This window comes from Pseudoalteromonas sp. 5Ae-yellow, from assembly GCF_014077565.1.
Lineage (GTDB): Bacteria > Pseudomonadota > Gammaproteobacteria > Enterobacterales > Alteromonadaceae > Pseudoalteromonas.
In genome coordinates, this window is sequence record NZ_JACGWD010000040.1 from 1 (window position 1) to 24,299 (window position 24,299).

At 38.0% G+C, this 24,299-nt stretch carries 23 protein-coding genes and 2 pseudogenes; 21 read left to right on the forward strand and 4 right to left on the reverse strand.

What is annotated here, in order from left to right; translation table 11 throughout:
• The 14 genes and pseudogenes from H4J63_RS11865 to H4J63_RS11920 all read left to right on the forward strand — a co-directional run.
• A pseudogene (locus H4J63_RS11865) lies at positions 1-94 on the forward strand (IS5/IS1182 family transposase); the annotation flags it as partial.
• 64 nt (positions 95-158) lie between these two features.
• A complete protein-coding gene (locus tag H4J63_RS11870; protein ID WP_024595292.1) occupies positions 159-1,703 on the forward strand; it encodes a response regulator in 1,545 nt (514 codons plus the stop codon).
• A gap of 29 nt (positions 1,704-1,732) precedes the next feature.
• Positions 1,733-2,107, forward strand: coding sequence for a SirB2 family protein (locus H4J63_RS11875; protein ID WP_182196719.1), 375 nt, complete (start codon positions 1,733-1,735; stop codon positions 2,105-2,107).
• A 149-nt stretch (positions 2,108-2,256) separates the two neighbouring features.
• Entirely contained in the window at positions 2,257-3,084 is an 828-nt protein-coding gene (locus H4J63_RS11880) for a tetratricopeptide repeat protein (protein ID WP_182196724.1), read from the forward strand.
• Between the two features lie 14 nt (positions 3,085-3,098).
• Positions 3,099-4,352 carry a DUF819 domain-containing protein gene (locus H4J63_RS11885; RefSeq protein ID WP_024595290.1) on the forward strand — a complete coding sequence of 418 codons (1,254 nt, stop codon included), beginning with the start codon at positions 3,099-3,101 and terminating at the stop codon, positions 4,350-4,352.
• 9 nt (positions 4,353-4,361) lie between these two features.
• Positions 4,362-5,216, forward strand: coding sequence for a 3-deoxy-8-phosphooctulonate synthase (kdsA, locus tag H4J63_RS11890; protein ID WP_165743030.1), 855 nt, complete (start codon positions 4,362-4,364; stop codon positions 5,214-5,216).
• Positions 5,217-5,337: 121 nt separating this feature from the next.
• Positions 5,338-6,240 (forward strand): transcriptional regulator GcvA, encoded by a 903-nt coding sequence (locus H4J63_RS11895; protein WP_024595289.1) that lies wholly within the window; start codon positions 5,338-5,340, stop codon positions 6,238-6,240.
• A gap of 2 nt (positions 6,241-6,242) precedes the next feature.
• Positions 6,243-6,878, forward strand: coding sequence for an alpha/beta family hydrolase (locus H4J63_RS11900; protein WP_182196727.1), 636 nt, complete (start codon positions 6,243-6,245; stop codon positions 6,876-6,878).
• A gap of 19 nt (positions 6,879-6,897) precedes the next feature.
• Positions 6,898-7,266: a DUF423 domain-containing protein gene (locus H4J63_RS11905; protein ID WP_024595287.1), complete on the forward strand. Its 369-nt coding sequence runs from the start codon at positions 6,898-6,900 to the stop codon at positions 7,264-7,266.
• 17 nt (positions 7,267-7,283) lie between these two features.
• Positions 7,284-8,369: a 23S rRNA (cytidine(2498)-2'-O)-methyltransferase RlmM gene (rlmM, locus tag H4J63_RS11910; RefSeq protein WP_182196729.1), complete on the forward strand. Its 1,086-nt coding sequence runs from the start codon at positions 7,284-7,286 to the stop codon at positions 8,367-8,369.
• A 219-nt stretch (positions 8,370-8,588) separates the two neighbouring features.
• Positions 8,589-9,245 (forward strand): annotated as a pseudogene (locus tag H4J63_RS20650) (PKD domain-containing protein); the annotation flags it as partial.
• 120 nt (positions 9,246-9,365) lie between these two features.
• The gene (locus H4J63_RS20325; RefSeq protein WP_259365634.1) at positions 9,366-11,030 is read left to right on the forward strand and encodes a hypothetical protein; all 1,665 of its coding nucleotides are present in this window, start codon (positions 9,366-9,368) and stop codon (positions 11,028-11,030) included.
• Between the two features lie 2 nt (positions 11,031-11,032).
• Positions 11,033-11,797 carry a hypothetical protein gene (locus H4J63_RS20330; protein WP_259365635.1) on the forward strand — a complete coding sequence of 255 codons (765 nt, stop codon included), beginning with the start codon at positions 11,033-11,035 and terminating at the stop codon, positions 11,795-11,797.
• 1 nt (position 11,798) lies between these two features.
• Complete coding sequence (locus H4J63_RS11920) at positions 11,799-12,320, forward strand: hypothetical protein (protein ID WP_182196732.1); 522 nt, start codon at positions 11,799-11,801, stop codon at positions 12,318-12,320.
• Between the two features lie 73 nt (positions 12,321-12,393).
• On the opposite strand, the gene cysZ is transcribed toward H4J63_RS11920, so the two are convergent.
• On the reverse strand, positions 12,394-13,104 hold the full coding sequence (gene cysZ, locus H4J63_RS11925) for a sulfate transporter CysZ (RefSeq protein WP_182196775.1): 711 nt from the start codon (positions 13,102-13,104) through the stop codon (positions 12,394-12,396).
• Positions 13,105-13,415: 311 nt separating this feature from the next.
• Between cysZ and H4J63_RS11930 the strand changes: the two genes are divergently transcribed.
• The 7 genes from H4J63_RS11930 (at position 13,416) to speB (ending at position 21,485) form a co-directional block, all read left to right on the forward strand.
• Positions 13,416-15,680 carry an EAL domain-containing protein gene (locus H4J63_RS11930; protein ID WP_182196735.1) on the forward strand — a complete coding sequence of 755 codons (2,265 nt, stop codon included), beginning with the start codon at positions 13,416-13,418 and terminating at the stop codon, positions 15,678-15,680.
• Positions 15,681-15,867: 187 nt separating this feature from the next.
• Positions 15,868-16,329, forward strand: coding sequence for a GNAT family N-acetyltransferase (locus H4J63_RS11935; RefSeq protein ID WP_182196738.1), 462 nt, complete (start codon positions 15,868-15,870; stop codon positions 16,327-16,329).
• Positions 16,330-16,552: 223 nt separating this feature from the next.
• Positions 16,553-17,422, forward strand: a complete 870-nt coding sequence (locus H4J63_RS11940; RefSeq protein ID WP_182196740.1) for an MYG1 family protein — start codon at positions 16,553-16,555, stop codon at positions 17,420-17,422.
• A gap of 62 nt (positions 17,423-17,484) precedes the next feature.
• Positions 17,485-17,817, forward strand: coding sequence for a YnfA family protein (locus H4J63_RS11945; RefSeq protein WP_182196743.1), 333 nt, complete (start codon positions 17,485-17,487; stop codon positions 17,815-17,817).
• Between the two features lie 72 nt (positions 17,818-17,889).
• Positions 17,890-18,387 (forward strand): hypothetical protein, encoded by a 498-nt coding sequence (locus H4J63_RS11950; protein WP_182196745.1) that lies wholly within the window; start codon positions 17,890-17,892, stop codon positions 18,385-18,387.
• Between the two features lie 257 nt (positions 18,388-18,644).
• Complete coding sequence (gene speA / locus H4J63_RS11955; protein WP_182196748.1) at positions 18,645-20,558, forward strand: biosynthetic arginine decarboxylase; 1,914 nt, start codon at positions 18,645-18,647, stop codon at positions 20,556-20,558.
• A 3-nt stretch (positions 20,559-20,561) separates the two neighbouring features.
• On the forward strand, positions 20,562-21,485 hold the full coding sequence (gene speB, locus H4J63_RS11960; RefSeq protein ID WP_008138249.1) for an agmatinase: 924 nt from the start codon (positions 20,562-20,564) through the stop codon (positions 21,483-21,485).
• 53 nt (positions 21,486-21,538) lie between these two features.
• Here speB and H4J63_RS11965 read toward each other — a convergent pair whose 3' ends face one another.
• From H4J63_RS11965 to H4J63_RS11975, 3 genes are read right to left on the reverse strand one after another with little or no spacing between them, the layout of a single operon-like run.
• Positions 21,539-21,937, reverse strand: a complete 399-nt coding sequence (locus tag H4J63_RS11965; protein ID WP_182196752.1) for a DoxX-like family protein — start codon at positions 21,935-21,937, stop codon at positions 21,539-21,541.
• The gene (locus H4J63_RS11970; protein ID WP_182196754.1) at positions 21,924-22,946 is read right to left on the reverse strand and encodes a M48 family metallopeptidase; all 1,023 of its coding nucleotides are present in this window, start codon (positions 22,944-22,946) and stop codon (positions 21,924-21,926) included. Before H4J63_RS11970 ends, H4J63_RS11965 begins: the two co-directional genes overlap by 14 nt.
• A gap of 9 nt (positions 22,947-22,955) precedes the next feature.
• Positions 22,956-24,065: a YjgN family protein gene (locus H4J63_RS11975; protein ID WP_182196757.1), complete on the reverse strand. Its 1,110-nt coding sequence runs from the start codon at positions 24,063-24,065 to the stop codon at positions 22,956-22,958.
• Positions 24,066-24,299 lie beyond the last annotated feature (234 nt).

A 24,299-nucleotide genomic window follows, 5' to 3' on the forward strand; every position in this document is an offset into this window, starting at 1 on the left:
GATAGCCACGCGGTATGAAAAGCTTGAACGAAATTATCATTCAATGCTCGCTTTAGCATTTACTATGATGTGGCTACCAATGTGGGCTGATTGATATATGTACTACAAAGATCAACAGCCCCTAGTGCGTTAAATAATGCCATGAAGGAATTTCGACTATGATGGGTGATTTTTTATTTTCAGATGAACCAGAAGAAACAATCGATGAGATTGAACACGGTACCTGGAAAGTATTAATCGTTGATGATGAACCTGAAGTTCATGCTGTTACAAAACTAGCACTGAGTGATTTTGAATTTCAAAATAAACGCTTAGAGTTTATTAGTGCCTACTCAGGTGCTGAAGCGAAAGAGCTCATAAAAGAGCATCCAGATGCCGCTATTGTGCTACTTGACGTGGTAATGGAAACCGACGACGCTGGTTTGCAGGTTGCTAAGTTTATTCGTGAAGAAGCTAAAAATAATCATATACGGATTATTTTAAGAACAGGCCAACCTGGCCAGGCACCTGAACGTCAAGTCATTATTAATTATGATATTAACGATTACAAATCGAAAACGGAGCTAACGGCTCAAAAATTATTTACTGTTATTATGTCGAGCCTACGCTCGTATCGGGATATTATTTCGATTGAGCAGTCACGCGAAGGGCTTGAGAAAATAATTATAGCGTCTCGTGATATTTTTTCTGCGCATTCAATAGAGCACTTTATTGAAGGCGTTATGCAGCAATTAACATCTTTATTGGGTATTGCTGATCAAGCTATGTATGCCACCACTTTAGTTGCACAAAACCCAGAACATGAAAAAAATAAAAAACTAATAGTTTGCTCTGGCACTGGCGATTTTGAAAAAAGTGAAGGTAAAGAGCTTGATGAGGTATTACAAGCTGAGCAGTTAAGTGCGTGTCATCAGGCGCTTAATGATAAAAGTATCATTTATAAAGATAATTACTTATTTGCGTACTGCAGTAGTGAGTACAATCATAATTCAATGCTGTTCATATCAGGTGTCCCAAAGGATTTAACGGATACTCAGCGTCATTTAATCAAAATATTTTCTCAAAATGTGCAACTTGCCTTTGAAAATGTGCAGCTTCAGTCTGAAATAGAAGCGACACAACAAGAGCTTGTTTATAGGTTAAGTGAAGCAGTAGAGCAGCGCTCAACCGAGACAGGTAATCATGTTAAACGTGTAGCACATATTTGTCATATTTTAGCTGAGGGCTATGGTTTATCTAAACATGATGCAGATTTAGTAAGGTTGGCGTCTCCTCTTCATGATGTAGGTAAAGTGGGTATTCCTGATGCGATTTTAAACAAACCAGCAAAGTTAGAACCTCAAGAATGGGAAGTGATGAAAACCCATACTGATAAAGGCTATACTATTTTAAAAGACTCTCCCCATGAAATTGTGAGTACAGGTGCAATTATTGCAAAAGAGCATCATGAAAAATGGGATGGGTCTGGTTACCCACAAGGTCTAAGCGGAAACGCAATTAATGTATTTGGTCGCATAGTCGCACTTGCTGATGTATACGATGCACTTCGCCATAAACGGTGTTATAAAGAGCCTTGGACATTACAAAATGTGGTTGATGAAATTAATGCTGAAAAAGGCACACATTTTGAACCAAAAATGGTTGAAGTATTTAACGAAAAGCTTGATGAGTTAGAGGCGGTTCTTAGCCGTTTTCCTGATTAAATTTTTATAAAACAGAAGTACAGGGGCATATGGATTATTTAGCAGTAAAGCACTCGCACATGGCAATTGCGATGTTAAGTGTAATATTATTTTATGTTCGCGCTTTTTCGCGAATGGGCAGTGGTAAATTAGCAAAAAATAAAGCGGTAATGATTGGTAGTCACAGTATAGATACTTTGTTATTAGTGTCTGCACTTACGCTTATATTTATGGCTAAAATTAATCCGTTTGAACAATATTGGCTATTAGAAAAAATAATTTTAGTGGTTATATACATCTGTATTGGGGCTAAAAGCGCCAGACAAACTAAAATGACGGCGAAAGTTGCTTACGTTTTAGTTAACACCGCTGTTATTTTAGCGATAGGTTATTTAGCGACGTCTAAATCAGCTTTTTTGCTTTAAGTAATATCTGACTATTTGAGCTTTATAGTTGTTTTGTAAAGCTCAAATACAACTCCCTCTCAGAAAATATTCAAATACACCTCTATATTGGTATATAGCTTTAAAGTTAGGTAAACTACGCCTTCGTTTTCTAAAATGTTGCAGTATTAATGACTACCCTCGGGTTTGACGAACACGATGAATCTTATCTTGATGATGCTTACGATGAATTTACACCTCCAGCGATTTACCGCTGTATTAAAGCAGAGTCAAAGTGGGACCCTCAGATAGATTTAACACCATGTTATGAAACTTTAACTGACTTTGAACAGCAAATTTCAGCGCTGTGTTTAAAAGTGAGTGATGAGCACGATCGCCTCGAAAAATTATTAGATATGTTTTACAGTGATTGGCTATTTAGTGCATCAGGTTTAAAAGTGCCTGAATATAAATTAAATACATTAAGCTATACGCTTTCTATGCGCAGTGGTTCACCTACAACACTGGCAATTATACTTTGTCATTTTTTACAACAAGCTAACTGTGACGCGAACCTTAGTCTTACCCAAGGTGATATTGGCGTACATGTGGCGATTAGTGACGAAGAAGGCTACATAATAGAGCCAAGCAGTGGACAACAAAGTTGGTATATTATCCCTGAAAACGCAGATGAAGATGATGGTCAAGAGCAAGAGCCACTAGAACTGATTTTTGATGACGAAGTATATAAGTTATTTTTAGCTCAGCAAAAATGGTCTTTCATTAGCGAAAATAAATTTGGTCATGCTTTAACCTGTGTAGAGATGCTAATGGAGTTAATAGGCGACGACCCGTATGAGAGACGCGACAGAGGTTACTTATTAAATCAGCTCGGTTGCCCTAAAATGGCACGTGATGATTTACAGTTTTTTGTAGATGAGTGTCCGGACGATCCTGCAATAGAGATTATTCAACACCAAATAGAAGAACTAGAAGATAATAATAAAACGCACCATTAAGAATAGGAATAATTATGGTTGAAACTCAAAGCGCATTAATTACAAATGATGCCGTTGTGCTTGGTTTGCTTGCTATTATTTTGGGGTTTATTTTTAAAACCTCAAACAGTGAGCGTCCAGCTTTAAAACGATTTTATAAATACGTACCTGCTTTATTACTGTGTTACTTTTTACCTTCGTTATTAAATACCTTTGGTATTGTAGATGGTAATAAATCTAATGTTTATTATGTGGCTTCGCGCTACTTACTACCAGCCTGTTTGATACTACTTACCATTAGTATTGATTTAAAAGCGATTATTAACTTAGGCCCTAAAGCACTTATTATGTTTTTAGTGGGTACTTTAGGCATTGTTATTGGTGGGCCATTAGCTATTTTAGTGGTGAGCGCATTTGACCCAAGTATTGTTGGTGGGCATGGCCCAGATGCCGTATGGCGCGGTATGACAACTGTTGCAGGTAGCTGGATTGGCGGCGGTGCTAACCAAGCATCAATGAAAGAAATGTTTGAAGTTGGTGGTGATATATTCTCAGTAATGATTACAGTAGATGTAATTGTCGCTAATATTTGGATGGCTGTTTTATTGTTAATGGCAGCAAATCATAAAAAGATTGATGCAGCGACGGGTGCTGATACAAGCGCAATTGAAGATTTGAAAAAGCGTGTGGAAGAATATCACGCAGAACATGCACGCATCCCAACTCTTAATGATTACATGACGCTGATTGCAATTGCATTTGGTATAACTGGCTTAGCACACTTTTGCGCTGACTTTTTGGGGCCGTACTTTGGCACTACTTATGAATGGGCAAAAGAATACAGCTTAAACAGTAAATTCTTTTGGCTAATTGTTATATCAACAACGATTGGTATAGGCTTATCGTTTACTAAAGTGAGGCAAATAGAAGCGTTTGGCGCTTCAAAAGTAGCTTCTAGCTTTTTATATATTTTGGTTGCATCGATTGGTTTACACATGAATGTAACCGCTATTTTCAATAACCCTGGGCTATTTTTAGTGGGTGCAATTTGGATGTTAGTGCATGCAAGCATCATGTTAATTGTGGCTAAACTGATTAAAGCACCGTTATTTTATATGGCAGTGGGTTCTCAGGCTAATGTGGGCGGCGCAGCGTCAGCACCTGTTGTAGCATCAGCGTTTCATCCGTCATTAGCGCCTGTTGGTGTCTTGTTAGCTGTACTAGGCTACGGTGTGGGTACTTATATGGCTTATATTTGTGGATTAATGATGCAAGCAGTTGCACCTTAAGGAATTTAAATGAAAGACCAAATTATTAAAATTAATGAAATTGAACTTGCAAACAACAAACCGTTTGTATTGTTTGGTGGTATTAACGTATTAGAATCTCGCGATTTAGCAATGCGTGTTGCAGAGCATTACGTAGAAGTTACGACGAAACTAAATATTCCTTATGTATTTAAGGCCTCATTTGATAAAGCTAATCGCTCTTCAATCAATTCGTACCGCGGTCCAGGTATGGAAGAAGGTTTAAAAATATTCGAAGAAATTAAAAACACGTTTAAAATTCCACTAATTACTGACGTACATGAACCGCATCAAGCTGCACCTGTTGCAGAAGTTGTTGATGTAATTCAGTTACCTGCTTTTTTAGCGCGTCAAACAGATTTAGTTGTGGCGATGGCTAAAACAGGTGCAATTATCAATGTGAAAAAACCACAGTTTTTAGCGCCACATGAAATGCGTCATATCATTACTAAATTTAATGAAGCTGGTAATAACAACGTAGCTCTTTGTGAGCGTGGTTCTAGCTTTGGTTACAACAACCTTGTGGTTGATATGCTGGGTATGGATGACATGAAGGCAATGGCACCTGTTATTTTTGATGCAACACATGCGCTACAACGCCCTGGTGGACGAACTGACTCTGCTGATGGTCGTCGTGCACAAGCTGCAGAGCTTGCGCGCAGCGGTATGGCATTGGGTATTGCTGGTTTATTTATCGAAGCGCATCCAAATCCTAACGAAGCTAAATGTGATGGCCCATGTGCGCTAGCACTTAGTAAGTTAGAAGGCTACTTAACGCAAATGAAAGCGGTTGATGATTTAATTAAAAGTTTTGCCCCACTTGATACAAGTGCAAGCGATTTATAATTAAGCATGATGTTTATTAAAAAGCGACTCAGGTCGCTTTTTTTATGCCTTTAATATACACAAACTTATATGATGTATATAATCTCACGCATAAGAAAAACTAATTCTAAGCTTGGTTATTATGTCAAGACGGGTACCTCCATTAAACGCATTAAAAGCCTTTGAAGCGGCTGCACGCCATTTAAGTTTTACAAAAGCTGCTGAAGAGCTTTATGTAACGCAGGCGGCAGTAAGTCATCAAATAAAAACACTTGAAGAGCATTTAGGGCTGAAGTTGTTTTTACGTAAAAACCGCTCTTTATTATTAACTGAAGAAGGCCAAGGCTATTTTTTAGATATTAAAGAGATTTTTACTCAGCTTATTGATGCAACTGAAAAGCTATTAGCTCGTGGCGCTAAGGGCTCACTAACGGTAAGCCTAACCCCTAGTTTTGCTATTCAGTGGTTAGTGCCTCGTTTGAGTTTGTTTAATGAGTTACATCCAGAAATAGATGTGCGAATAAAAGCACAAGACCAAGATGAAAACTCACTCACTGATGACGTAGATATTGCTATTTATTATGGAAGGGGTCATTGGAATGGCGTACAAGCGTACAAGCTTCATACCGAATATTTAGTACCACTTTGTAGTCCTATGTTATTAAGCGGGGTAAAGCCGCTTGATCAACCTAGTGATTTAGCGCATCACACACTATTACACGACACTACACGTAAAAACTGGAAAACGTGGATGAAAACCGCAGGCGTGCGTAACATCCAGGTAAATCAAGGGCCTATATTTAGCCACTCTTCTATGGTGTTACAAGCAGCGGTACATGGACAAGGTGTGGCAATTGGCAATAGTGTATTAGCTAAACCCGACATAGACGCAGGGCGTTTGGTAATTCCGTTTAATCATAGCCTAGAGAGTAAAAATGCGTATTACTTAGTGCTTCGTGAGTCGCAAACAGAGCTTGGTAAAATAGTTTCGTTTAAAGAGTGGATGCTGAGCCTAGTAGAGCATGAGCAAGAACATGAGTATTAATAATGATTGAATGGTTTAAAAGCACGGAGCAACCTACAATAGCACAGTTTATATTTGCACATGGCGCAGGTGCTGGTAGCGATTCTGACTTTATGCAGCACATGGCAAAATTAATAAGCGAGCAGGGTGTTGATGTTGGTTTATTTGATTTTGAATATATGCAAATCGCTAAACAAACTAATAAACGCAGGCCTCCTGAGCGGGCACCAAAGTTACTTATTTATTATGAACGAGTGCTAACGAATGCGCAGCCAGATTTACCGTTGTTTATAGGGGGTAAATCGATGGGCGGTCGCATGGCATCAATGCTTGCATGTAGTACAGAGCAAAGCCTTTCAGGTGTTATAGCATTTGGTTATCCATTTCATCCGCCTGGTAAGCCAGAAAAATTACGCACCGATCATTTTGCTGATATTGTTTGCCCTTTTTTGGTATTACAGGGCGAGCGAGATACATTTGGTACACGTGAAGAACTTCTTACTATGAAAATGCCAAAGCAGCCTTTGTTTACTTGGCTGAGTGATGGCGATCACTCATTAAAACCACGTAAAAAAAGTGGCGTAACTGAACTGCAAAATAGAGAAACAGCAGCGTTAAGTGCCGTTGAATTTATTAAGCAACAAATTGAGATACGTTAAGACTCGAGCAGGGGGTTAGATGATTAAATTATTTTTAATGACCGGTAGTATTTTTTGTATGCTTTCGGTGATGTTAGGTGCATTTGCTGCCCATGGTTTAAAAAGCCGCTTATCGGAGTATTCATTAGGCGTTTTTAAAACGGCTGCTGAGTATCAAATGGTACATGGACTTGCACTTATTGCGGTGGCTATTTTAATTAAATGGGGCATAAACCTGAGTTGGGCTGGTGGCTTTTTTATAATGGGCACACTACTTTTTAGTGGTAGTTTATATTTACTCGCTCTAACAGGAATGAAGTGGCTTGGGCCTATAACACCGCTTGGTGGGTTGTGCTTTATTATTGGTTGGATTGTTATTTTAGTGCAAGTTGCACGATTTAAGTTTTAAAGAGTTTAAGGGTTAATATGTCTAGTGTTGTGATTTTTTGTCGTAGTGGTTTTGAAAACGATGCCGCTGCTGAAATAACGTTTCATGCTGCAGAGCAAGGTTTTGCAGGGTATGTAAAAGCAAAACCAAATACAGGTTATGTTGTTTACGAATGTTTTGAAGCGCATCACAGCGATGAAATAATCAAAAAAGTTGATTTTAAAAACATGGTGTTTGCACGTCAATGGTTTGCCGGCACATTACTTGAAAACATGCCAGTAGAGGACCGTGTGAGCGCAGTAGTTGAAGCTGCTAAAGATTTTACATTATGCTCAGAACTGCGCGTTGAAACGCCAGACACAAACGAAGGCAAAGAGCTTTTAACGTTCTGTAAAAAAATATCAACGCCGCTTAAAAAAGCCCTCGAAAAACAAAATACAGTACTGCGTGAGCCAAAAGCAAACCGCCCAGTAATGCATGTCATGTTTTTAACAAACAATACGGCTTATGTTGGTTACTCGTATAGCTTTAATAATTCTCCATTTTTCATGGGTATTTTACGCCTTCGTATGCCAAGCGATGCACCGAGTCGTTCAACGTTAAAACTCGACGAAGCGTTTAATGTATTTATTCCTGAGCAACAACGTGAATCACGCGTGGCAGCAGGTATGCGCAGTGTTGATTTAGGTGCATGCCCGGGTGGTTGGACTTATCAGCTTGTACGCCGAGGTATGTTTGTAAGTGCGATTGATAACGGCCCAATGAATGACGATTTAATGCAAACTGGGCAAGTTAAACATTTTAGAGCAGATGGTTTTAAATATCGCCCAGAAAAAAGAAATATTACTTGGTTAGTGTGCGATATGGTGGAAAAACCAACCAAAGTGACTACGCTAATGATTGACTGGGCAGTAAATGCATACGCAAAAGAGTTTATATTTAACTTAAAACTACCTATGAAAAAACGCTTTGATAGTGTTTATGAATGTCTTTCGATGATAAGAAAAGAGCTTGAGAAACATAGCATTAATTACGAGTTACAAGCTAAACATCTCTATCATGATCGTGAGGAAATAACCGTTCATTTAAACGTTACTAAGGTGCCACAAAATTTGTATAGTTAATATGTAGAGGCTAAAAGTGGTAAAAAACAATATTAATAAATGGCTAAGTTTACTTTTTTTATCACTTTTAATCACAGGTTGTGGCGGCGGAGAAGGTAGTGATTCAACTAGGCCTCTGGTAACGCTGCGCCCAGTGTTACGCTCTCTGTTAGTAGTAACGTTATTGTCTCTAACCAATCGTTTACTATTACTGCGCTTGCAAGTGATAGTGACGGGCAAATAGCCAATTATCAATGGCAACAACTTAGTGGTCCTGAATTTACATTTATTGTTAAAGGCAATACGCTTACAGCTACTGCACCGAGTGTAACCACTGACACGACCTTTAGTTTTTCAGTTACTGTTACTGATAATTCAGGTGCTACTGCACAACAAGTATTTTCAGGCACTATCACTTCTCAAAATAATGCACCTACAGTTAATATTACAGGCCCAAGTAGTGCACTTGCTAACACACAAGTAAGCTTAGTTGCTAACGCTCAAGATACAGATGGAACCATAAGCACTATTAGTTGGATTCAGTCAGCGGGAGATAATGTTGATTTTAGCCAATCAGATGGTGTACTTAGTTTTACTGCCCCCAATGTATCTGAAAATACAACGCTAGGCTTTAGCGTAACCGTAACAGATAATGCCGGTAAAAGCGCTCAAGCGAGTAAAACAGTTTTAATTAATCAAGTAAATAGCGCACCAACAGTCATTGTTACAGGCCCAGATGAAGCTGAAAAAGATGACAGTGTAACCCTAGTTGCAGATGCACAAGACAGCGATGGTAGTATTAATAGCATAACCTGGCAGCAAACAAGTGGCCCTGTAGTTGAACTTACCCAAACAGAAACAAGTATTAGCTTTAATGCGCCCACTGTTGCGCAAAATACCAATGTAACGTTTGTAGTAACTGTTACCGATGACGATAACGCTACAAATAACGCCCAGAAAATAGTTGTAATATTAGCCCCAAATAACCCACCGACTGCCGATGATGTAAATATAAATGTGCAATATAACCAAGCCACAGAATTTAGCTTAGTGGTTAGCGACGCAGATAACGATAGTGTACAGATTGACTTTGGTGATGATTTAAATGGAGCGCAAATCAGTGTTATTGATGACCAAGTCTTACGTTTTAGTTACACACCTCCTGCAAACAGTATCACTCCACAAAGCTATACGTTAACGGCGACTGATACAAAAGACACAACCGAATTTGTAGTGAGTGTTACCGTTGTTGATTCAACGCCCGCTACAATTAGTAATGTAACGCCCCAAAATAGTAATGAACCAGTATTTGTAGATAGCCCTGTTAGCATTACATTTTCAGATATTATGCTCGTGAGTACTTTAGCCGTTAACTCTAGTAGTGGTACTTGTACTGGAAGCGTACAAGTGTCAGCAGATAATTTTACTACTTGCTTGGCCTTAACTATTGAAAGTTTGTCGGGTACTACCAGCGACACAAGTACTTATTTTCATACTGTAAATTTAAGCGCAAGCTTTGATGAAGACACTCAATATATTGTTCGTGTTACAGCTGATTTAGCTAATTTTGATAGCACAACTATTTTGGCGCAAACTGCCACCTCGTTTACAACTTCTAGCCAAGATATAAAAATAACAGAGCTTTCATCTGTGCAATTTAGTAATGACTTACCTTGGATTGAACTTTATAACGGCACCGGTGCGACAGTAAATTTACAAGACTACTCTCTTAAAGCTCGCAGTATTAATATGTCTGATAGTACGTTGAGTGATGAGCAAGTATTTGCGTTGCCTAATAAAGAGCTTTTAAATGGCGCCTATATTATTTTACAAAGCCGCTTTGGCGATGATTTTTTAGCAAGTGCGTCATTAAATAACACTAAGCTTGTGCTTGTTGGTAGCGCGAATGACCAAATTAGGCCTTATTGGTACATAAATGGTTTTGCAGAATTACTTAATAGTGCGGGTACACAAACTATCGACTTTGTTAAGTTTGGAAGTTCAACCCAAGAGCCTGTAACAGCCTCGCAGTGGCAAGGCGAAAATGCTGCAAAAATACTGCCAGAGCAGGGCGCCAGCTTAAAGCGTACGCTCGGCGCAACCGATACTAACCAAAATACAGACTGGAACTACTCAGTATTCAATACTCCGGCAGGGCCTAACGATATATCTTGCTCAATAGATGATGATGAAGACGGTATTCCAGATTGCGCAGAGGTAGAGGGGGCAACATTTGGTGGGCTGCCTTTATATGAATGGGGAGCGCGTACTTCACAAAAAGATATATTTATTGAAATAGATTATATGGATAGTAGTGATGTTGGAATAACGCCTCATCGAACTGCACTCGAAAAAATTGTTAGTGTATTTGCAAATAAAGGCTACACCGTTCATTTTGATGTAGGTGATTTATTTGATCAAAATAGCGATATTGCGCCGGAAAACTTTGATTTAGGTGGCGGAAATGTTGTCCCTTTTAATAGCTATACTCCGTTTGAGTATGATTTAAGTAGCCCTAATTTATTTACTTATAAAATGGAATATACCGATATAACCCGCAGACCCATTTTTCATTACTTATTAATGGCAAGTAGTGGAAATGAAGATGGCAGTATTAGTGGATCGGGTATTGCTGAGATCAGCGGTAATGATTTAATGGTAACTATGGGGGGTGGGGCTTAACTTTGGATACGCAAACAGCAACCAATGTAACTTATAATTATCAAGCATCAACTATCTTTCATGAGCTAGGTCATAACTTAGGCTTATACCATGGTGGCGATGAAGAGGTTAACTTTAAGCCTAATCATTTAAGCTCTATGAATTATTTATATCAATTAGCGGGTTTATCAACAATAGGTAATAACGAAGGCGATCGTTATTATGAGCGCTTTTATCCAGGCAATGTTAGTTGTGATATTACACCAAATACTAATAGTCATTTAGGCTCTACAGATGATTTTATTATTGATTATTCAAGTGGTAGTTCAGCAGATTTAAATGAGAGCACAATACTTGAAGCACAGGGGTTAAATCGAAATGGATCACTACCTGTTGATTTTAACTGTAATGCAATTAACACAGAAAGCTTAACTGGCTTTGATACTAACCAAGATAATACAATATCAATACTTAGTGATGTAGATGAGTGGAACATGCTTAATTTGCAGTTTTATATGCAAAGTGCAGGTAATCGATTTGGCGTACCAAATACCAATAATAGTAAGGTGTATAATTTACAAAGTAATTTACAAAGTAATTTACAAAGTAATTTACAAAGTAATTTACAAAGTAATTTACAAAGTAATTTACAAAGTAATTTACAAAGTAATTTACAAAGTAATTTACAAAGCTCGCCTACTTATATTGAAACGCTGCCAAGTTATATAAAAGAAGCGCAACCAAGTAGTGCAATTATTGCTGAGTTAAAAGCAATTAAAGAGCATTAATATGAAACTAGGGTTAAGTATTAAGTTTATTGTTTGTAGTAGTTTTTTAAGCTTACTAATAGCGTGTAGCGATACTAACAATGCACGTGAATGGTTACTAAAAAATGACAATTTATATTACAAAAATACAGCTATTGACTGGCGAGTTGAATCAGTAAAGGGCTGTAAGACATGCGTTATAAGCCAAGATGTTGTTTATCAGCCTGAAGGCATTAGTAGTTATAATACGTTAATGCAGAGTCAAAATTGGGTGGCGGTACATGAGTTAAGTAAAATCAATGTTATCCGTTTAAAGATGCCAGATCAAACACCTTACTTATTCGTAGAGCGTATAAACGGGCGAACATTAACGCTGTTTAACCAGCAGCAAAACTACAGTATAAAAATAGGTGAAGTTACAGCCGTTAATTTTAACAATCAGCGCTTTAGTATTTTGATTAAAAACTTCGAAGAAGTAGATAAACAAAGCGTTGCATTACCAAGGCGTGCATCGCTTGAGTTTATTGCTTTAAAAATAGATTAAAAAAAGCACCTTAGGTGCTTTTTTATCTCGGGTGCGGTGACCTTTGAATATTGAAAAATCAGCAACCTATTAATTAACTACGGTATTTTGGTCGATAATTATCGACCCACAAACGTGTTGCACCACACACAGCTACAGGCATAACTATTAAGTTTACAAAGGGTATAGCGGTTAATAACATAACGGCAAAACCAAACCCATATGATAAACCTTGCTTAGATTTTAAATCGTCTTTCATCTGCTTAAAGCCAATTTTATGGTTATCAAATGCATAGTCTTCATACTGCACCGCGTACATCCAGCAGGTAAATAAAACCCATAGTATTTGACCTATGACAGGTAAAATCCAAAGAAGTATAAAAAAGCCAATAGCGCGAGGAAGGTAATAGCACAGCTTTGTCCACTCACGGGCAAGCATTCGAGGTACATCTTTAACTAATTCGGAAAAACCGTCATCATTAATTTTTTGACCCGTTAAATAGAGCTCAACTTTTTCACTTAATAAAGCATTAAAGGGGGCCGCAATAAAATTAGTGATTACAGTAAATAGCATGCTGTAGCTAAATAATACGACTAATACTGCAATTGGCCACATTAGCCATTCAAGCCAGCTTAACCACTCTGGGAGCATATTATTTATGTAGCTAAAGCTATCACTTAGCCATCCAAATAAGAAAAACAACGAGCTACCAAATAGTAAAACATTAATTAAAAGTGGGATAAGTACAAAACGCTTTAACCCTTTTTGGCTAATTAATTTAAACCCCGAAAAAAAATATTCCATACCTTGTGTGATCTGCACTGTAACCTCAAAAAATATTTATCACTAGCTACAGTATAAATAGCTTAATAATTTTGAACAGTATTTTTAAGTAACAAAGTGTTAGCTTTAATGTTGCGGTTTTGGTTATATAGTACCTATAGGTGTTTAGTAATATGCAATTATGATTAATCAATGTAGATCAGGTTAGTTTTTTATTAATAAAAGAATAAACTTACTAATCATGACTATACTGAACTTTACTACATAGAAAAAAGCATCTGCATGAGACTTTTTGTTGTATCAATATGTATAAATAATGCGAGCGAGTGGAAATGGGTACGGATCGGTTAAAAAAGTTATTATCTCACCAGCAAGGCATTTTATCTAAAATTGCATTAGGGGTACCCTTAAATGAGGTGCTTACTGAAATTTGTTTATCAATAGAGCAGATTATTGATGATGAGTCTGCAAGGTGTTCCATTTTATCAATTAAAGGCCAGCAGCTCTTTCATTGCGCAGCCCCTAATATTCATCCAGAGTACTGTGATTTGCTTAATGGTATTTACATAGGGCCAAAAGTCGGCTCATGTGGTACTGCCGCATTCTCGAAGTCGCGCACAATTGTAGAAAATATTGAAACTTCACCGCTGTGGGAGGACTTTAAAGATTTAGCGCTAAAGTTTGATCTTAGGTCATGTTGGTCAACACCTATTTTTTCGACTCAAGCTGATTTGTTAGGCACCTTTGCTATTTATCACAGCACACCTAAAACCCCATCAGAGCAAGATTTAGAATTAATAGATTTTTTTGTACACTTTTCAAGTATCGCTCTTGAGAAAAGTAACGAATTTGCGAAGGCAAAACAGCTTGTCGTTAATTTACAGCACAGTAATGAAAAATTTAAAGCCTTCACCAAAGTAATGCCCGATCTCATCCTCATTTTAAGTGAAGATGGCACATATACCGATGTTTATGGTACCTCTAATGAGTTGCTGCTTGATTCGTCGACGGATCTTATTGGTCAAAATGTTAAAGACCTGCTTCCTCAAAAAGATGCGCAGATGATAATTGACGTTATTGAAAAAACACTTTCGACTAACGAGATGCAAATTTTTGAGTACGAATTAGATGTACCAAAAGGAAATATAGTTTTTGAGGGACGGGCTGCGGTTTTAGATCATTACAATCCCAATAGCCCTACAAAAAGACATGTAATATGGATGGCCAGAGATATTTCAATAAAGAAAAAAGCTGAGCAAGAAGTCCACAAACTCGCCTTTTACGATCCATTAACTAAACTTCCAAATAGAAGAATGCTTAGTGACAGATTAAGCGCGTGTGTAGAGAGTATCAAGCGCAATAAAAATATAGGGGCGTTATTGTTTTTAGACCTAGATAACTTCAAGCGTATTAATGATTCACTTGGGCACAGTGCGGGTGATGAAGTACTTGTGGAATTATCAAAAAGGTTAAGCGCAATAATAAAAGGCTCTGATACGTTGGCCAGAGCGGGTGGCGATGAGTTTATTATTTTACTAAAACACGTTGGAGAAAATACACAGCAGGCGAGCATCGAGTGCAAAATAGTAGCCAAAGAGATTCAAAGAGCTTTTCATGATAAATTTGAAGTGGGCAACCTTGCATTTCAAGTAAGCTGCAGCATAGGTATTTGTCTAATTGATAGCGTAAATGCGCAGGCAGGCAATATATTAAAATTTGCAGACACGGCTATGTATCATTCTAAAAATAAAGGGGGGAATAGCAGTAGCTTTTACGATCCAGCCTTACAAACACTGCTTGAAAAACAAACTGAACTAGAAACCGATATAGTCAGAGCGATTGCATCTGATGAGTTTTGTGCTTATTTTCAGCCTCAGGTAAATACGTATGGTGATGTTATTGGTGCTGAAGCACTCATTAGGTGGAACCATCCTCAAAAAGGGTTAATAGCGGCAAACGAATTTATACCAATTGCAGAGCAATACGGGCTTATTCAAAAACTACAAAATATTGTTTTACATGATATATGTATTTTAATAAACGAACTTAAAGCAGATAACATAATAGACGACTCGTTTAGTGTTTCAATTAATATTAGTCAAAGCCAGTTTAATTCATCAAATTTAAAAGGAGAGCTGTTTAGCACTATCAATAAATTTGATATTCGAGCTTCACAAATTAAGTTGGAAATAACCGAGTCGATGATTTCAAACGATATAGAATATACAATTAAACAAATGAAAGAGCTTATTGCTGCAGGCTTTTTGTTTTCGATTGATGATTTTGGAACTGGGTATTCTTGCTTAGCTTATTTAAGTGCGTTTCCTGTTAAAGAACTAAAAATAGATAAGAGCTTCATTGATAAAATTTTAGACAATGACATTGGTTTTAATATCGCGCAAACAATTATCAGCTTAGGAAAAAGCTTAAACTTAGCGGTAGTGGCAGAAGGTGTAGAAACCGCTGAGCAGTACAATTTACTTAAAAAAATGAATATTGATTCGATGCAAGGTTACTTAATCGCAAAACCAATGGATAACGAGCGCTATTTAAAATGGCATAACGCTAAAAATAAGCCTCACGATCTAATTACTTAAAGCTCAACGCAATTTAAGAGCAATAATCTAACTGCTCATTTTTGTACTGGATTATTTATTGCTCTTATTGATGAAATTTCACAATGCAGTCTCCCCTAAAGATTTTTTTGTTAAACAGTGCTAAGCTACGCCCGCTTAAATATATTATTTAAAGCTTAATCAACTTATAACAATGAATGGAAGCTTTATGCAGTTAGTCGATTTGAACCCTAATGACCCCGATGTAGTCAATGTATTTGATGATATAGACCGACTTATAAACTCTTTATATCCTGTTGCTACCGCGCAGTCTCTGGAGTTAGACGAATTAACCTTACCTAATGTGTATGCGATTGGTTTAAAAACCGAAGAGGGAATTATAGCCTGCGGGGCGATTGTAGAGAAATTTGATACTCAACCTTATGGCGAAATAAGACGTTTATACGTTAAACCAAGCCATCGTGGTAAAGGGCTATCGAGACGTATTATGCAAATTTTATTGCATCAAGCTGGTGAAAAGCAAATCCCGTTAATACGTTTAGAAACAGGGCCAAAGCAAATAAAATCGATCAGTTTATATGAAAATTTAGGCTTTAAACGTTGTGGCAGCTTTGGCTCATATGTCGATAATCCACAAAGTGTATTTATGGAATTAGGGCTTAATCAATAAAAGCCTATTAACCTACGGCATATAAGATTCATATGTCGTAAGCTTTCTTCCTTTATTATTGCTTAGCAATAAATGACATAATCGCTGTAAACATACCTTTTATGGCTTAGTAAAAATACTTCACTGTTTTTAACACCTATCTTCGTATAAAATCCGCCACATTAATTAATACTAAATACGCAAAGCGAGAATTTTTATCTTTTTTAAAAGTAGCAATGAACCAATGAGCGAAATAACAGTAGTAACCCACAATGGTAATTTTCATGCAGACGACGTTTTTAGTATTGCGGTACTTAAACATACTTTGCCAGCGTTTAAGCTTGTTCGTACTCGCGATAAAGCGCTTATAGAAAGTGCTGATATTGTTGTTGATGTAGGCGGCGAATATAACCCAGATACAGGTCGGTTTGATCACCATCAACGCGGTGGTGCGGGTGAGCGTGAAAATGGCACTCCTTTTTCGTCATTTGGTTTAATTTGGAAAAAGTACGGTTTAACGCTTTGTAATGATAATCAAGCAGTAGCAGATAGAGTTGACTCTGGCCTGGTATCGACTATAGATGCCATTGACTGCGGTTACGTAAAAGGCGTGGTTGAGGGCATAACACTGAGCCAAACAATTTCAATGTTTAACCCTACATGGGAAGAAGAAAGTAACTTTGATGCCTGTTTTGATGAAGCTGTTGAATTTGCAGCGCGTATGTTAACGCGTTTTATCGCTTCAGCTCACGGTAGTGTTAATGCAAAAGCGATTGTTGCTAAAGCAATTGAAAATGCAGAAGATGCCCGAGTAATTGTGCTTGAAAAATACACCCCATGGAAAAAAACAGTGCATATTTTATCAAGCGATGCGTTATACATGGTTTATCCATCGCATTCAGGGCAGTGGATATTACAAACAGTGCCAGTTGAGCCAGGATCGTTTGAGGATAGAAAATCGCTTCCTAAAGCATGGTCAGGTCTATCTGATGAAGCGTTTGTAGATGAAACAGGTATTGAAGATGCCGTATTCTGTCACAATGGTTTATTTATAGCGGGTACTAAGTCGTTTGAAAGTACAATGAAGCTTGCCGCAATGGCGTTAGCTGAATAAGTAAAATAGCTAAGTAACAACATTTGTATGTTACTTAGCTAATTAAATTACGTGAGAACGTTATGTTTGAAGTAAAAACTATCGCGCTATTTGTCATAACCGCTCTTGCCGAAATTATTGGTTGTTACCTTCCTTATCTTTGGCTTAAAGAGGATAAAAGTATATTACTTTTAATTCCTGCGGCTTTAAGTTTAGCTTTATTTGCTTGGCTATTATCTCTTCACCCTGATGCAGCTGGTCGTGTATATGCAGCTTATGGCGGCGTATATATTTGCGTTGCGCTATTGTGGTTATGGGTTGTTGATGGCGTAAAGCTCACTATGTGGGATGTTATTGGTGGAGCTGTTGCTTTACTTGGTATGGCCATTATTATTTTTGCACCTAAAAGTGTTTAATCTCGTCCAATCTCCTTTTGTTAGAATATCCTATACTCAAATAAATTAAACTGCAGAGATAGGAAGCCAATTATGAATATTTACAAATCACTGCTTTTACTCTTTGGATGCCTTGTTTTGATAGCTGCTTGTAGCAAAAATCCTTTAAAAACCAATGTTACTACCTCGCTACCTACGCCTTGGTGGGAGCCATTAACGCCTGATGTTGTTATTAATAACAATAAATTTTATTTACAAGGTTGCTCGTCCATCACTCGAGTTGCTAGTGAAGGCAGTATAAAAACAGCAAGCATTGTTTTAAATATACCAACTCGGTTATTGTCTAGTTGCCCAGAAAACCAAAGCAATAAACGCCTTAAATACGATGGCACGTATCTTACATTAACGCTTTGCAGAGTTGCATTTGGCGCTGGTGGCTGCGCAGATGAGCGCTATAAAACTCTCGATTTTGTTAATTGGGAAGAGTACATAGGTATTACATGGCTCAAAAATGAAAAGTACGAAGCATGGCGCAAACTTGGATCTACATCTTCAAAAGCAGACTCAATAACCAAAGTAGTAATCAATTGAACAAAAACTTATATAGTTCTGGAAGTGAAACTCATCTGCATAGTCCACTATATACTGCTAAATCATAAAGTTAATTAGCAGCTAAGCCTTATTAATTGAGGGCTCGTTGGCTGTGTAATAAAATGGGTATTTGTAATCTTAAAAATTACTCGTTACGAGTAAAAATACTTGTTGGACTTGAATCCCTATTTTTCTTTTAATGCGCGCAATCAGCCGATACTCACTATTGGCATTCATCAAATAAAAGAGAAAGATAAATGAAAGAAACAACATCACTAGAACAAGCTCGTACGAGCTACAATGTTCGTCATTGGAGCCAAGGTTTTTTTGGTATTAATGATCAAGGTGATGTGTATGTTGCGCCCAAGGCTCATGCCCCAGAGCAAACCATTGCATTAACAGATATCGCAAAGCAACTACAAGATAAAGGTTTAAGCTTACCTGCTTTAGTTCGTTTTCCGCAAATTTTACACCATCGTGTACACAGCTTATGCGGCGCATTTAATACTGCGATTGAAAACTATGGTTACCCTAAAGACTACCTATTAGTTTACCCGATAAAAGTAAACCAACAACGTGAAGTGGTTGAAGAAATAGTAGCAAGCCAAGCACAAGTAGAAAAAAAGCAACTTGGTTTAGAAGCCGGTAGCAAGCCTGAATTACTAACGGTACTAGCACTGGCTGAAAAAACCAGCGCCGTTATTGTATGTAACGGCTACAAAGATAAAGAATACGTACGTTTAGCACTTATTGGCGAAAAGCTAGGTCATAAAGTGTATATCGTACTTGAAAAGCTTTCTGAGCTAGACATGGTGCTTAGCCAAGCAAAAGAGCTTAACGTAAAACCACGCATTGGTATTCGTGTACGTCTAGCGTCGCAAGGTAAAGGTAAGTGGCAAGCGAGTGGCGGCGAAAAATCAAAATTTGGTTTATCTGCATCGCAAGTTTTACATGTAGTTAATCGTTTAAAAGGCGCAAACCAGCTTGATTTATTGCAGCTTGTGCATTTTCACTTAGGGTCACAAATGGCGAACATTCGTGACGTACGTTTAGGTGTAAGCGAAGCTGCGCGTTTTTACTGTGAGCTACGTAAACTAGGCGCAGAAATTGATTGCCTTGATGTAGGTGGCGGTTTAGCTGTTGATTACGACGGCACGCGTAGCCAGTCGCATAACTCTATGAATTACAGTTTAGCTGAATATGCGAATAACATTGTGTACACCATTGGTGATACATGTAAGCAATATGAGCAACCAATGCCGACTATTATTTCTGAGTCGGGTCGTGCGCTTACGGCGCATCATGCTGTGCTTATTTCTAATGTTATTGGTACTGAAAGTTACACGCCAGAAGAGTTAGTAGCGCCAGCGGCAGATGCACCCCTGTTATTAAAAAATATGTGGGCATCGTTTGTACAGTTAACTGATTTAACAGATGACCGTGCATTAATTGAAATTTATCACGATAGCCAAGGTGACTTAGCTGAAGCGCATAACCAGTTTGCACTCGGGTTACTTGATTTATCGCAACGTGCATGGGCTGAACAAATTAATATCCGTATTTGTTATGAACTTAACAAACACATGGATAATAAAAACCGTTTTCATCGTCCTATTATTGACGAGTTAAACGTACGTTTAGCCGATAAGTTTTTTGTAAACTTTTCGTTATTTCAATCGCTTCCAGATGCATGGGGCATTGATCAAGTGTTTCCGGTATTGCCATTAAGTGGCTTAACTGAAACACCAAAAAAACGTGCTGTATTACTTGATATAACCTGTGATTCAGATGGCGCACTTGAGCATTACGTAGATGGACAAGGTATTGAAAGCACATTACCTGTACCAGAATTTAGTGCCGATAAACCTTATTTAATGGGCTTTTTCTTAGTGGGTGCTTATCAAGAAATTTTAGGTGATATGCATAACTTGTTTGGTGATACGCACAGCGCAATTGTTAATATGGATGAGCAAGGCGTTGCAAGTATTACCGAGATAAACCAAGGTGACACTGTTGCCGATATGATGCGCTATGTACATTTAGATGTTGAAAGTTTTCAGCAATCATACGAGCAGTTAGTAAGCACTAAAATTGAAAAACACGAACAGCAAAGCGTTTTAGACGAGTTGCAAAGCGGCCTTGATGGCTACACTTATTTAGAAGAGTTATAAGCAATGTCAACTTTGTTTGGTCACGCAGATCACTCATTGTACTCAAATGGGATGACATTTTTACGTCGTCCTATGGTGCAAAACATTAATGCAATTGATGCAGACGTAGTGGTTTTAGGCTTACCATTTGATTTAGCGACCTCGGGCCGCCCTGGTGCGCGCTTAGGCCCTGATGCAATTCGTCGTGCATCGGTTCATTTAGCATGGGAAGACACTAAATACCCGTGGACGTTCCCGTTGTTTGAGCGCTTAAAAGTGGCAGACGCAGGGGACTTTACTTACCCTGTCGGGGATCCTGAGTATTTTACTGCGCAACTAGAAATGGCTGCTGATCAAATACTTCGCCAAGGTAAAACACTATTAGGTTTAGGGGGCGATCACTTTGTAACGCTTCCGCTATTACGTGCTCATGCAAAAATACATGGCAAAATGGCGTTAGTGCATTTTGATGCGCACACCGATACTTATAGCAATGGCTCGCGATTTGATCACGGCACTATGTTTTATCATGCACCAATGGAAGGGCTGATTGATGTTGAGCACAGTATACAAATAGGTATTCGTACCGACTTTGATCAAAGTAAACATGAGTTTGCTGTGATTGATGCAATGCAAGCCAATGATTTACATGCAAATGAAATTGCAGCGCAAATACTTGAGCGAGTAGGTGACCTACCTGTTTACTTAACGTTTGATATAGATTGTTTAGACCCTGCGTTTGCGCCTGGTACAGGCACTCCTGTGTGTGGTGGTTTAACATCAGATAAAGTACTTAAAGTACTGCGTGCGCTAAAAGGTATAAATATGGTGGGTATGGATGTGGTAGAGGTATCACCTTCGTATGACCAAAGCGAGCTTACCGCCATTGCCGCAGCAACAATTGCCAGTGAATTATTGCATTTATGGACGCATAAAAATAAGTACTAATTTTACAAATTAAGTACTACAAAAAAGGGTATGCATTTGCATACCTTTTTTATTTAGAGATATCGATTATTCAACAGCTTAATCTCTTTTAACCAAATAACGCTTAGCCCAATAAGAGGCAAGTTAGTAGTAACAGGGTTAAATGCTTCAATAAGTAATTGTGGCTGCATAACAACTACAGCGAGTAAAAGCCCAATAAGCACTAATATATTTAAAGTGACTAGATGTTTATTTTTATAAAACACAAATAAACACAGTCCAAATATAATTTCGCCAACACCCGCCGAACGTGTAATTAAGTCAGACACTTCTGCTGAAAAGCCAGCACTGCCCGTCATTAACTTTTCAAGTGGCGCTACGTGATAAAGCTTTGGAAAAAAACCGTGGTATATCCAACTTAAACTCACTATGTAGCGAGCAAGTTGAATATAACCACGATTATTTCCTAGCATTGTTAATACGCTCTTGTGCACTTGGATGGCTAGATAAATATTCTAATAAGTTATTCACTTTTTCTAGGTGTTCGTTTTCGCTGGTATGGCTTTCTTGCAGGGCTTCTATTGCATCAGCAAAGTCATTGCTCGAATACCCCAATGATTCTAATTGGGTAAGTGCAAAGCTGTCGGCTTCGCGTTCCATATCACGTGAAAACCCTTGCTGAGCAAACGATGCACCGGTACCTAGCGCAACCTCTGCAACACCCTCTAAATCACCAAATACAACCGCTAATACAATCGTACTTGCGGCAGATTGTGCTGTAATACGTACGCTATGTTGATGCACTACATGACCCATTTCGTGTAGCAATACCGCTTTTAGCGCATTGGGTTTATCGGCAAGTAGATTAGCTAACTCATCGGTGACCACGATACGACCATGGGGCAGTGCAAATGCATTAGCGCCAAAGCTGTCTGACTTATAAAATGATAATCTATAAACCGATTGATCAAGCGATAACGCCTTAAGCATACTTTTGAAATGCGCTTGTACTTTAGCTTGCTGCTCTGCGGGCAGCTCACTTGGGTCAAGCGCAATCTTTTTAATTAATGTAAAGCTCTGCTCACCCATTTGCTCTACAACATTACGTGGCAGGGTATCAACACTGTAAACAGCAATGGCCGGTACGGCTTTATAAAGCACTAACCACATAAACAATGGTGTAAATATGACAGCGGCTAAAATGGTCCATTTACTTTTTTCGAGGCGTTCCATTACGTGATGGTTATTTTCTTTAAATGGCCATCTGTAATTTACATCAAGTGGAATAAAACGACTGCCATCTTCGAAGTCTAGTTCGTCAGCAAGTCCAGCCATTCCCGAACTTAAGTTAAGACTTGTGATTGCGTGGCGAGCAATAACATATTCATCGTCAATAATTTCAATGTGTGTGTCGCTAATAGTTGCCACACACACATGATAATTACTCGATGCTTTGGGAAAAAAATGCCCCTTTACATGCATGGTGAGCTCTTAAGTTAAAGAAAGGTCAATATCGAATACGTTTGCAGCTTCTTCAGCAAATGATGATTGCTGATCCTGCTCGGTATCAATCAGATTCAATGCACCAGGATAAATAGTGACGTTAGTTACATCTGCAAGCATTTTTGATGTGCGTACTTTTGTCCATGGGTATGCAAGCCCTAAAGAGAATACAATAGCCAACATATTAGTGAGTAATAAAACTGCGAAAGGAATTGGTTTTAGCTCTGATTTAAATGTAGCAACGCCTTCAAAATGGCTGTTATCAAAAATGTGATTACGAATAGCGGCGTGCCATACAGCTGAAACAATAGCAATCATCAGCACGTAGGCAATAGTCATAAATATAGGAAGCATAACCATAGCTGCAGAGTTTTCTAAATTTTGTTGATTTTCAATATCTATTAAATTGAGGCCAAATAATCCTAAAATCCCCATAAATACCACCATAGTGATAGAGCTCACTACAAAGCAAATAAGCGCTGTTAGGTAATAGGTTTCGCCTTTTAGATTTACAGTAAGTGGTTTGTCACCGTAACTAATGTTGCTATGGATATAGCTATCAATACGTTTTATAACATAAGGCATTAATAAATAAAGTGTAAATACGCTGGCAATAGGTAAAAGTATAAAGTTAACAAAAGCTTCGCCATAACTGCCTTTAAAAGCAAAGCGAACATTACGATGGCGCGTCATACGTAGATTAAAACGTAAACCTTGGTTAATAATCCATGGCATTAAAAAGATAAAACCAATCGCAATAAACAGGCCTAGTATAGGCATAAAGCTGATAGAGAATGTGTAAATAAAAAACACAATAACCGCTAAAATCCGGCCTTTTAAAATTTGTATTGGCGTTGCTAGATAGTCAAAGCTATGTCCATCTATACGAGTATGGCCGTAGAAGTATCGGTGTGTACGTACTTTAGCCCACGCTGAGTATATGCCGAGCGTAATAACACTAAGTAATATATTTACAATCCAAATGCCAAAAAACTCACCACCTTTACCGCTAAATTGCACTTTACCGCTAAAAATTGGTCCAGCGGGTTCATTTACTGGAGGGTTTGTTTTAGGGGGAGTAGGGTGTATTGATTCCATTAAAATTATATCCATGTTGTTTTTTTGTTAATTTACCTAAATTTGGTGCAAAATTCAATGTTTATAATTACACCACAGTTTTGCAAGTGGCTGATTAAAAGACTATAAGTAATACCAGTAGGCTTAAAACTGTGTGGCTATTAATTTTAAATTAAGCACAAAATTAATATAATCAGTTATCTGCTTTATCGCACTCTACTTTTAACCGTTTTTAAACACGTATGGACTTTTATT

Coding starts and splice junctions, on each gene's coding strand:
- H4J63_RS11870 (WP_024595292.1), top strand. CDS start 159: ATGATGGGTGATTTTTTATTTTCAGATGAACCAGAAGAAACAATCGAT.
- H4J63_RS11875 (WP_182196719.1), top strand. CDS start 1,733: ATGGATTATTTAGCAGTAAAGCACTCGCACATGGCAATTGCGATGTTA.
- H4J63_RS11880 (WP_182196724.1), top strand. CDS start 2,257: ATGACTACCCTCGGGTTTGACGAACACGATGAATCTTATCTTGATGAT.
- H4J63_RS11885 (WP_024595290.1), top strand. CDS start 3,099: ATGGTTGAAACTCAAAGCGCATTAATTACAAATGATGCCGTTGTGCTT.
- kdsA (WP_165743030.1), top strand. CDS start 4,362: ATGAAAGACCAAATTATTAAAATTAATGAAATTGAACTTGCAAACAAC.
- H4J63_RS11895 (WP_024595289.1), top strand. CDS start 5,338: ATGTCAAGACGGGTACCTCCATTAAACGCATTAAAAGCCTTTGAAGCG.
- H4J63_RS11900 (WP_182196727.1), top strand. CDS start 6,243: ATGATTGAATGGTTTAAAAGCACGGAGCAACCTACAATAGCACAGTTT.
- H4J63_RS11905 (WP_024595287.1), top strand. CDS start 6,898: ATGATTAAATTATTTTTAATGACCGGTAGTATTTTTTGTATGCTTTCG.
- rlmM (WP_182196729.1), top strand. CDS start 7,284: ATGTCTAGTGTTGTGATTTTTTGTCGTAGTGGTTTTGAAAACGATGCC.
- H4J63_RS11920 (WP_182196732.1), top strand. CDS start 11,799: ATGAAACTAGGGTTAAGTATTAAGTTTATTGTTTGTAGTAGTTTTTTA.
- cysZ (WP_182196775.1), bottom strand. CDS start 13,104: ATGGAATATTTTTTTTCGGGGTTTAAATTAATTAGCCAAAAAGGGTTA.
- H4J63_RS11930 (WP_182196735.1), top strand. CDS start 13,416: ATGGGTACGGATCGGTTAAAAAAGTTATTATCTCACCAGCAAGGCATT.
- H4J63_RS11935 (WP_182196738.1), top strand. CDS start 15,868: ATGCAGTTAGTCGATTTGAACCCTAATGACCCCGATGTAGTCAATGTA.
- H4J63_RS11940 (WP_182196740.1), top strand. CDS start 16,553: ATGAGCGAAATAACAGTAGTAACCCACAATGGTAATTTTCATGCAGAC.
- H4J63_RS11945 (WP_182196743.1), top strand. CDS start 17,485: ATGTTTGAAGTAAAAACTATCGCGCTATTTGTCATAACCGCTCTTGCC.
- H4J63_RS11950 (WP_182196745.1), top strand. CDS start 17,890: ATGAATATTTACAAATCACTGCTTTTACTCTTTGGATGCCTTGTTTTG.
- speA (WP_182196748.1), top strand. CDS start 18,645: ATGAAAGAAACAACATCACTAGAACAAGCTCGTACGAGCTACAATGTT.
- speB (WP_008138249.1), top strand. CDS start 20,562: ATGTCAACTTTGTTTGGTCACGCAGATCACTCATTGTACTCAAATGGG.
- H4J63_RS11965 (WP_182196752.1), bottom strand. CDS start 21,937: ATGCTAGGAAATAATCGTGGTTATATTCAACTTGCTCGCTACATAGTG.
- H4J63_RS11970 (WP_182196754.1), bottom strand. CDS start 22,946: ATGCATGTAAAGGGGCATTTTTTTCCCAAAGCATCGAGTAATTATCAT.
- H4J63_RS11975 (WP_182196757.1), bottom strand. CDS start 24,065: ATGGAATCAATACACCCTACTCCCCCTAAAACAAACCCTCCAGTAAAT.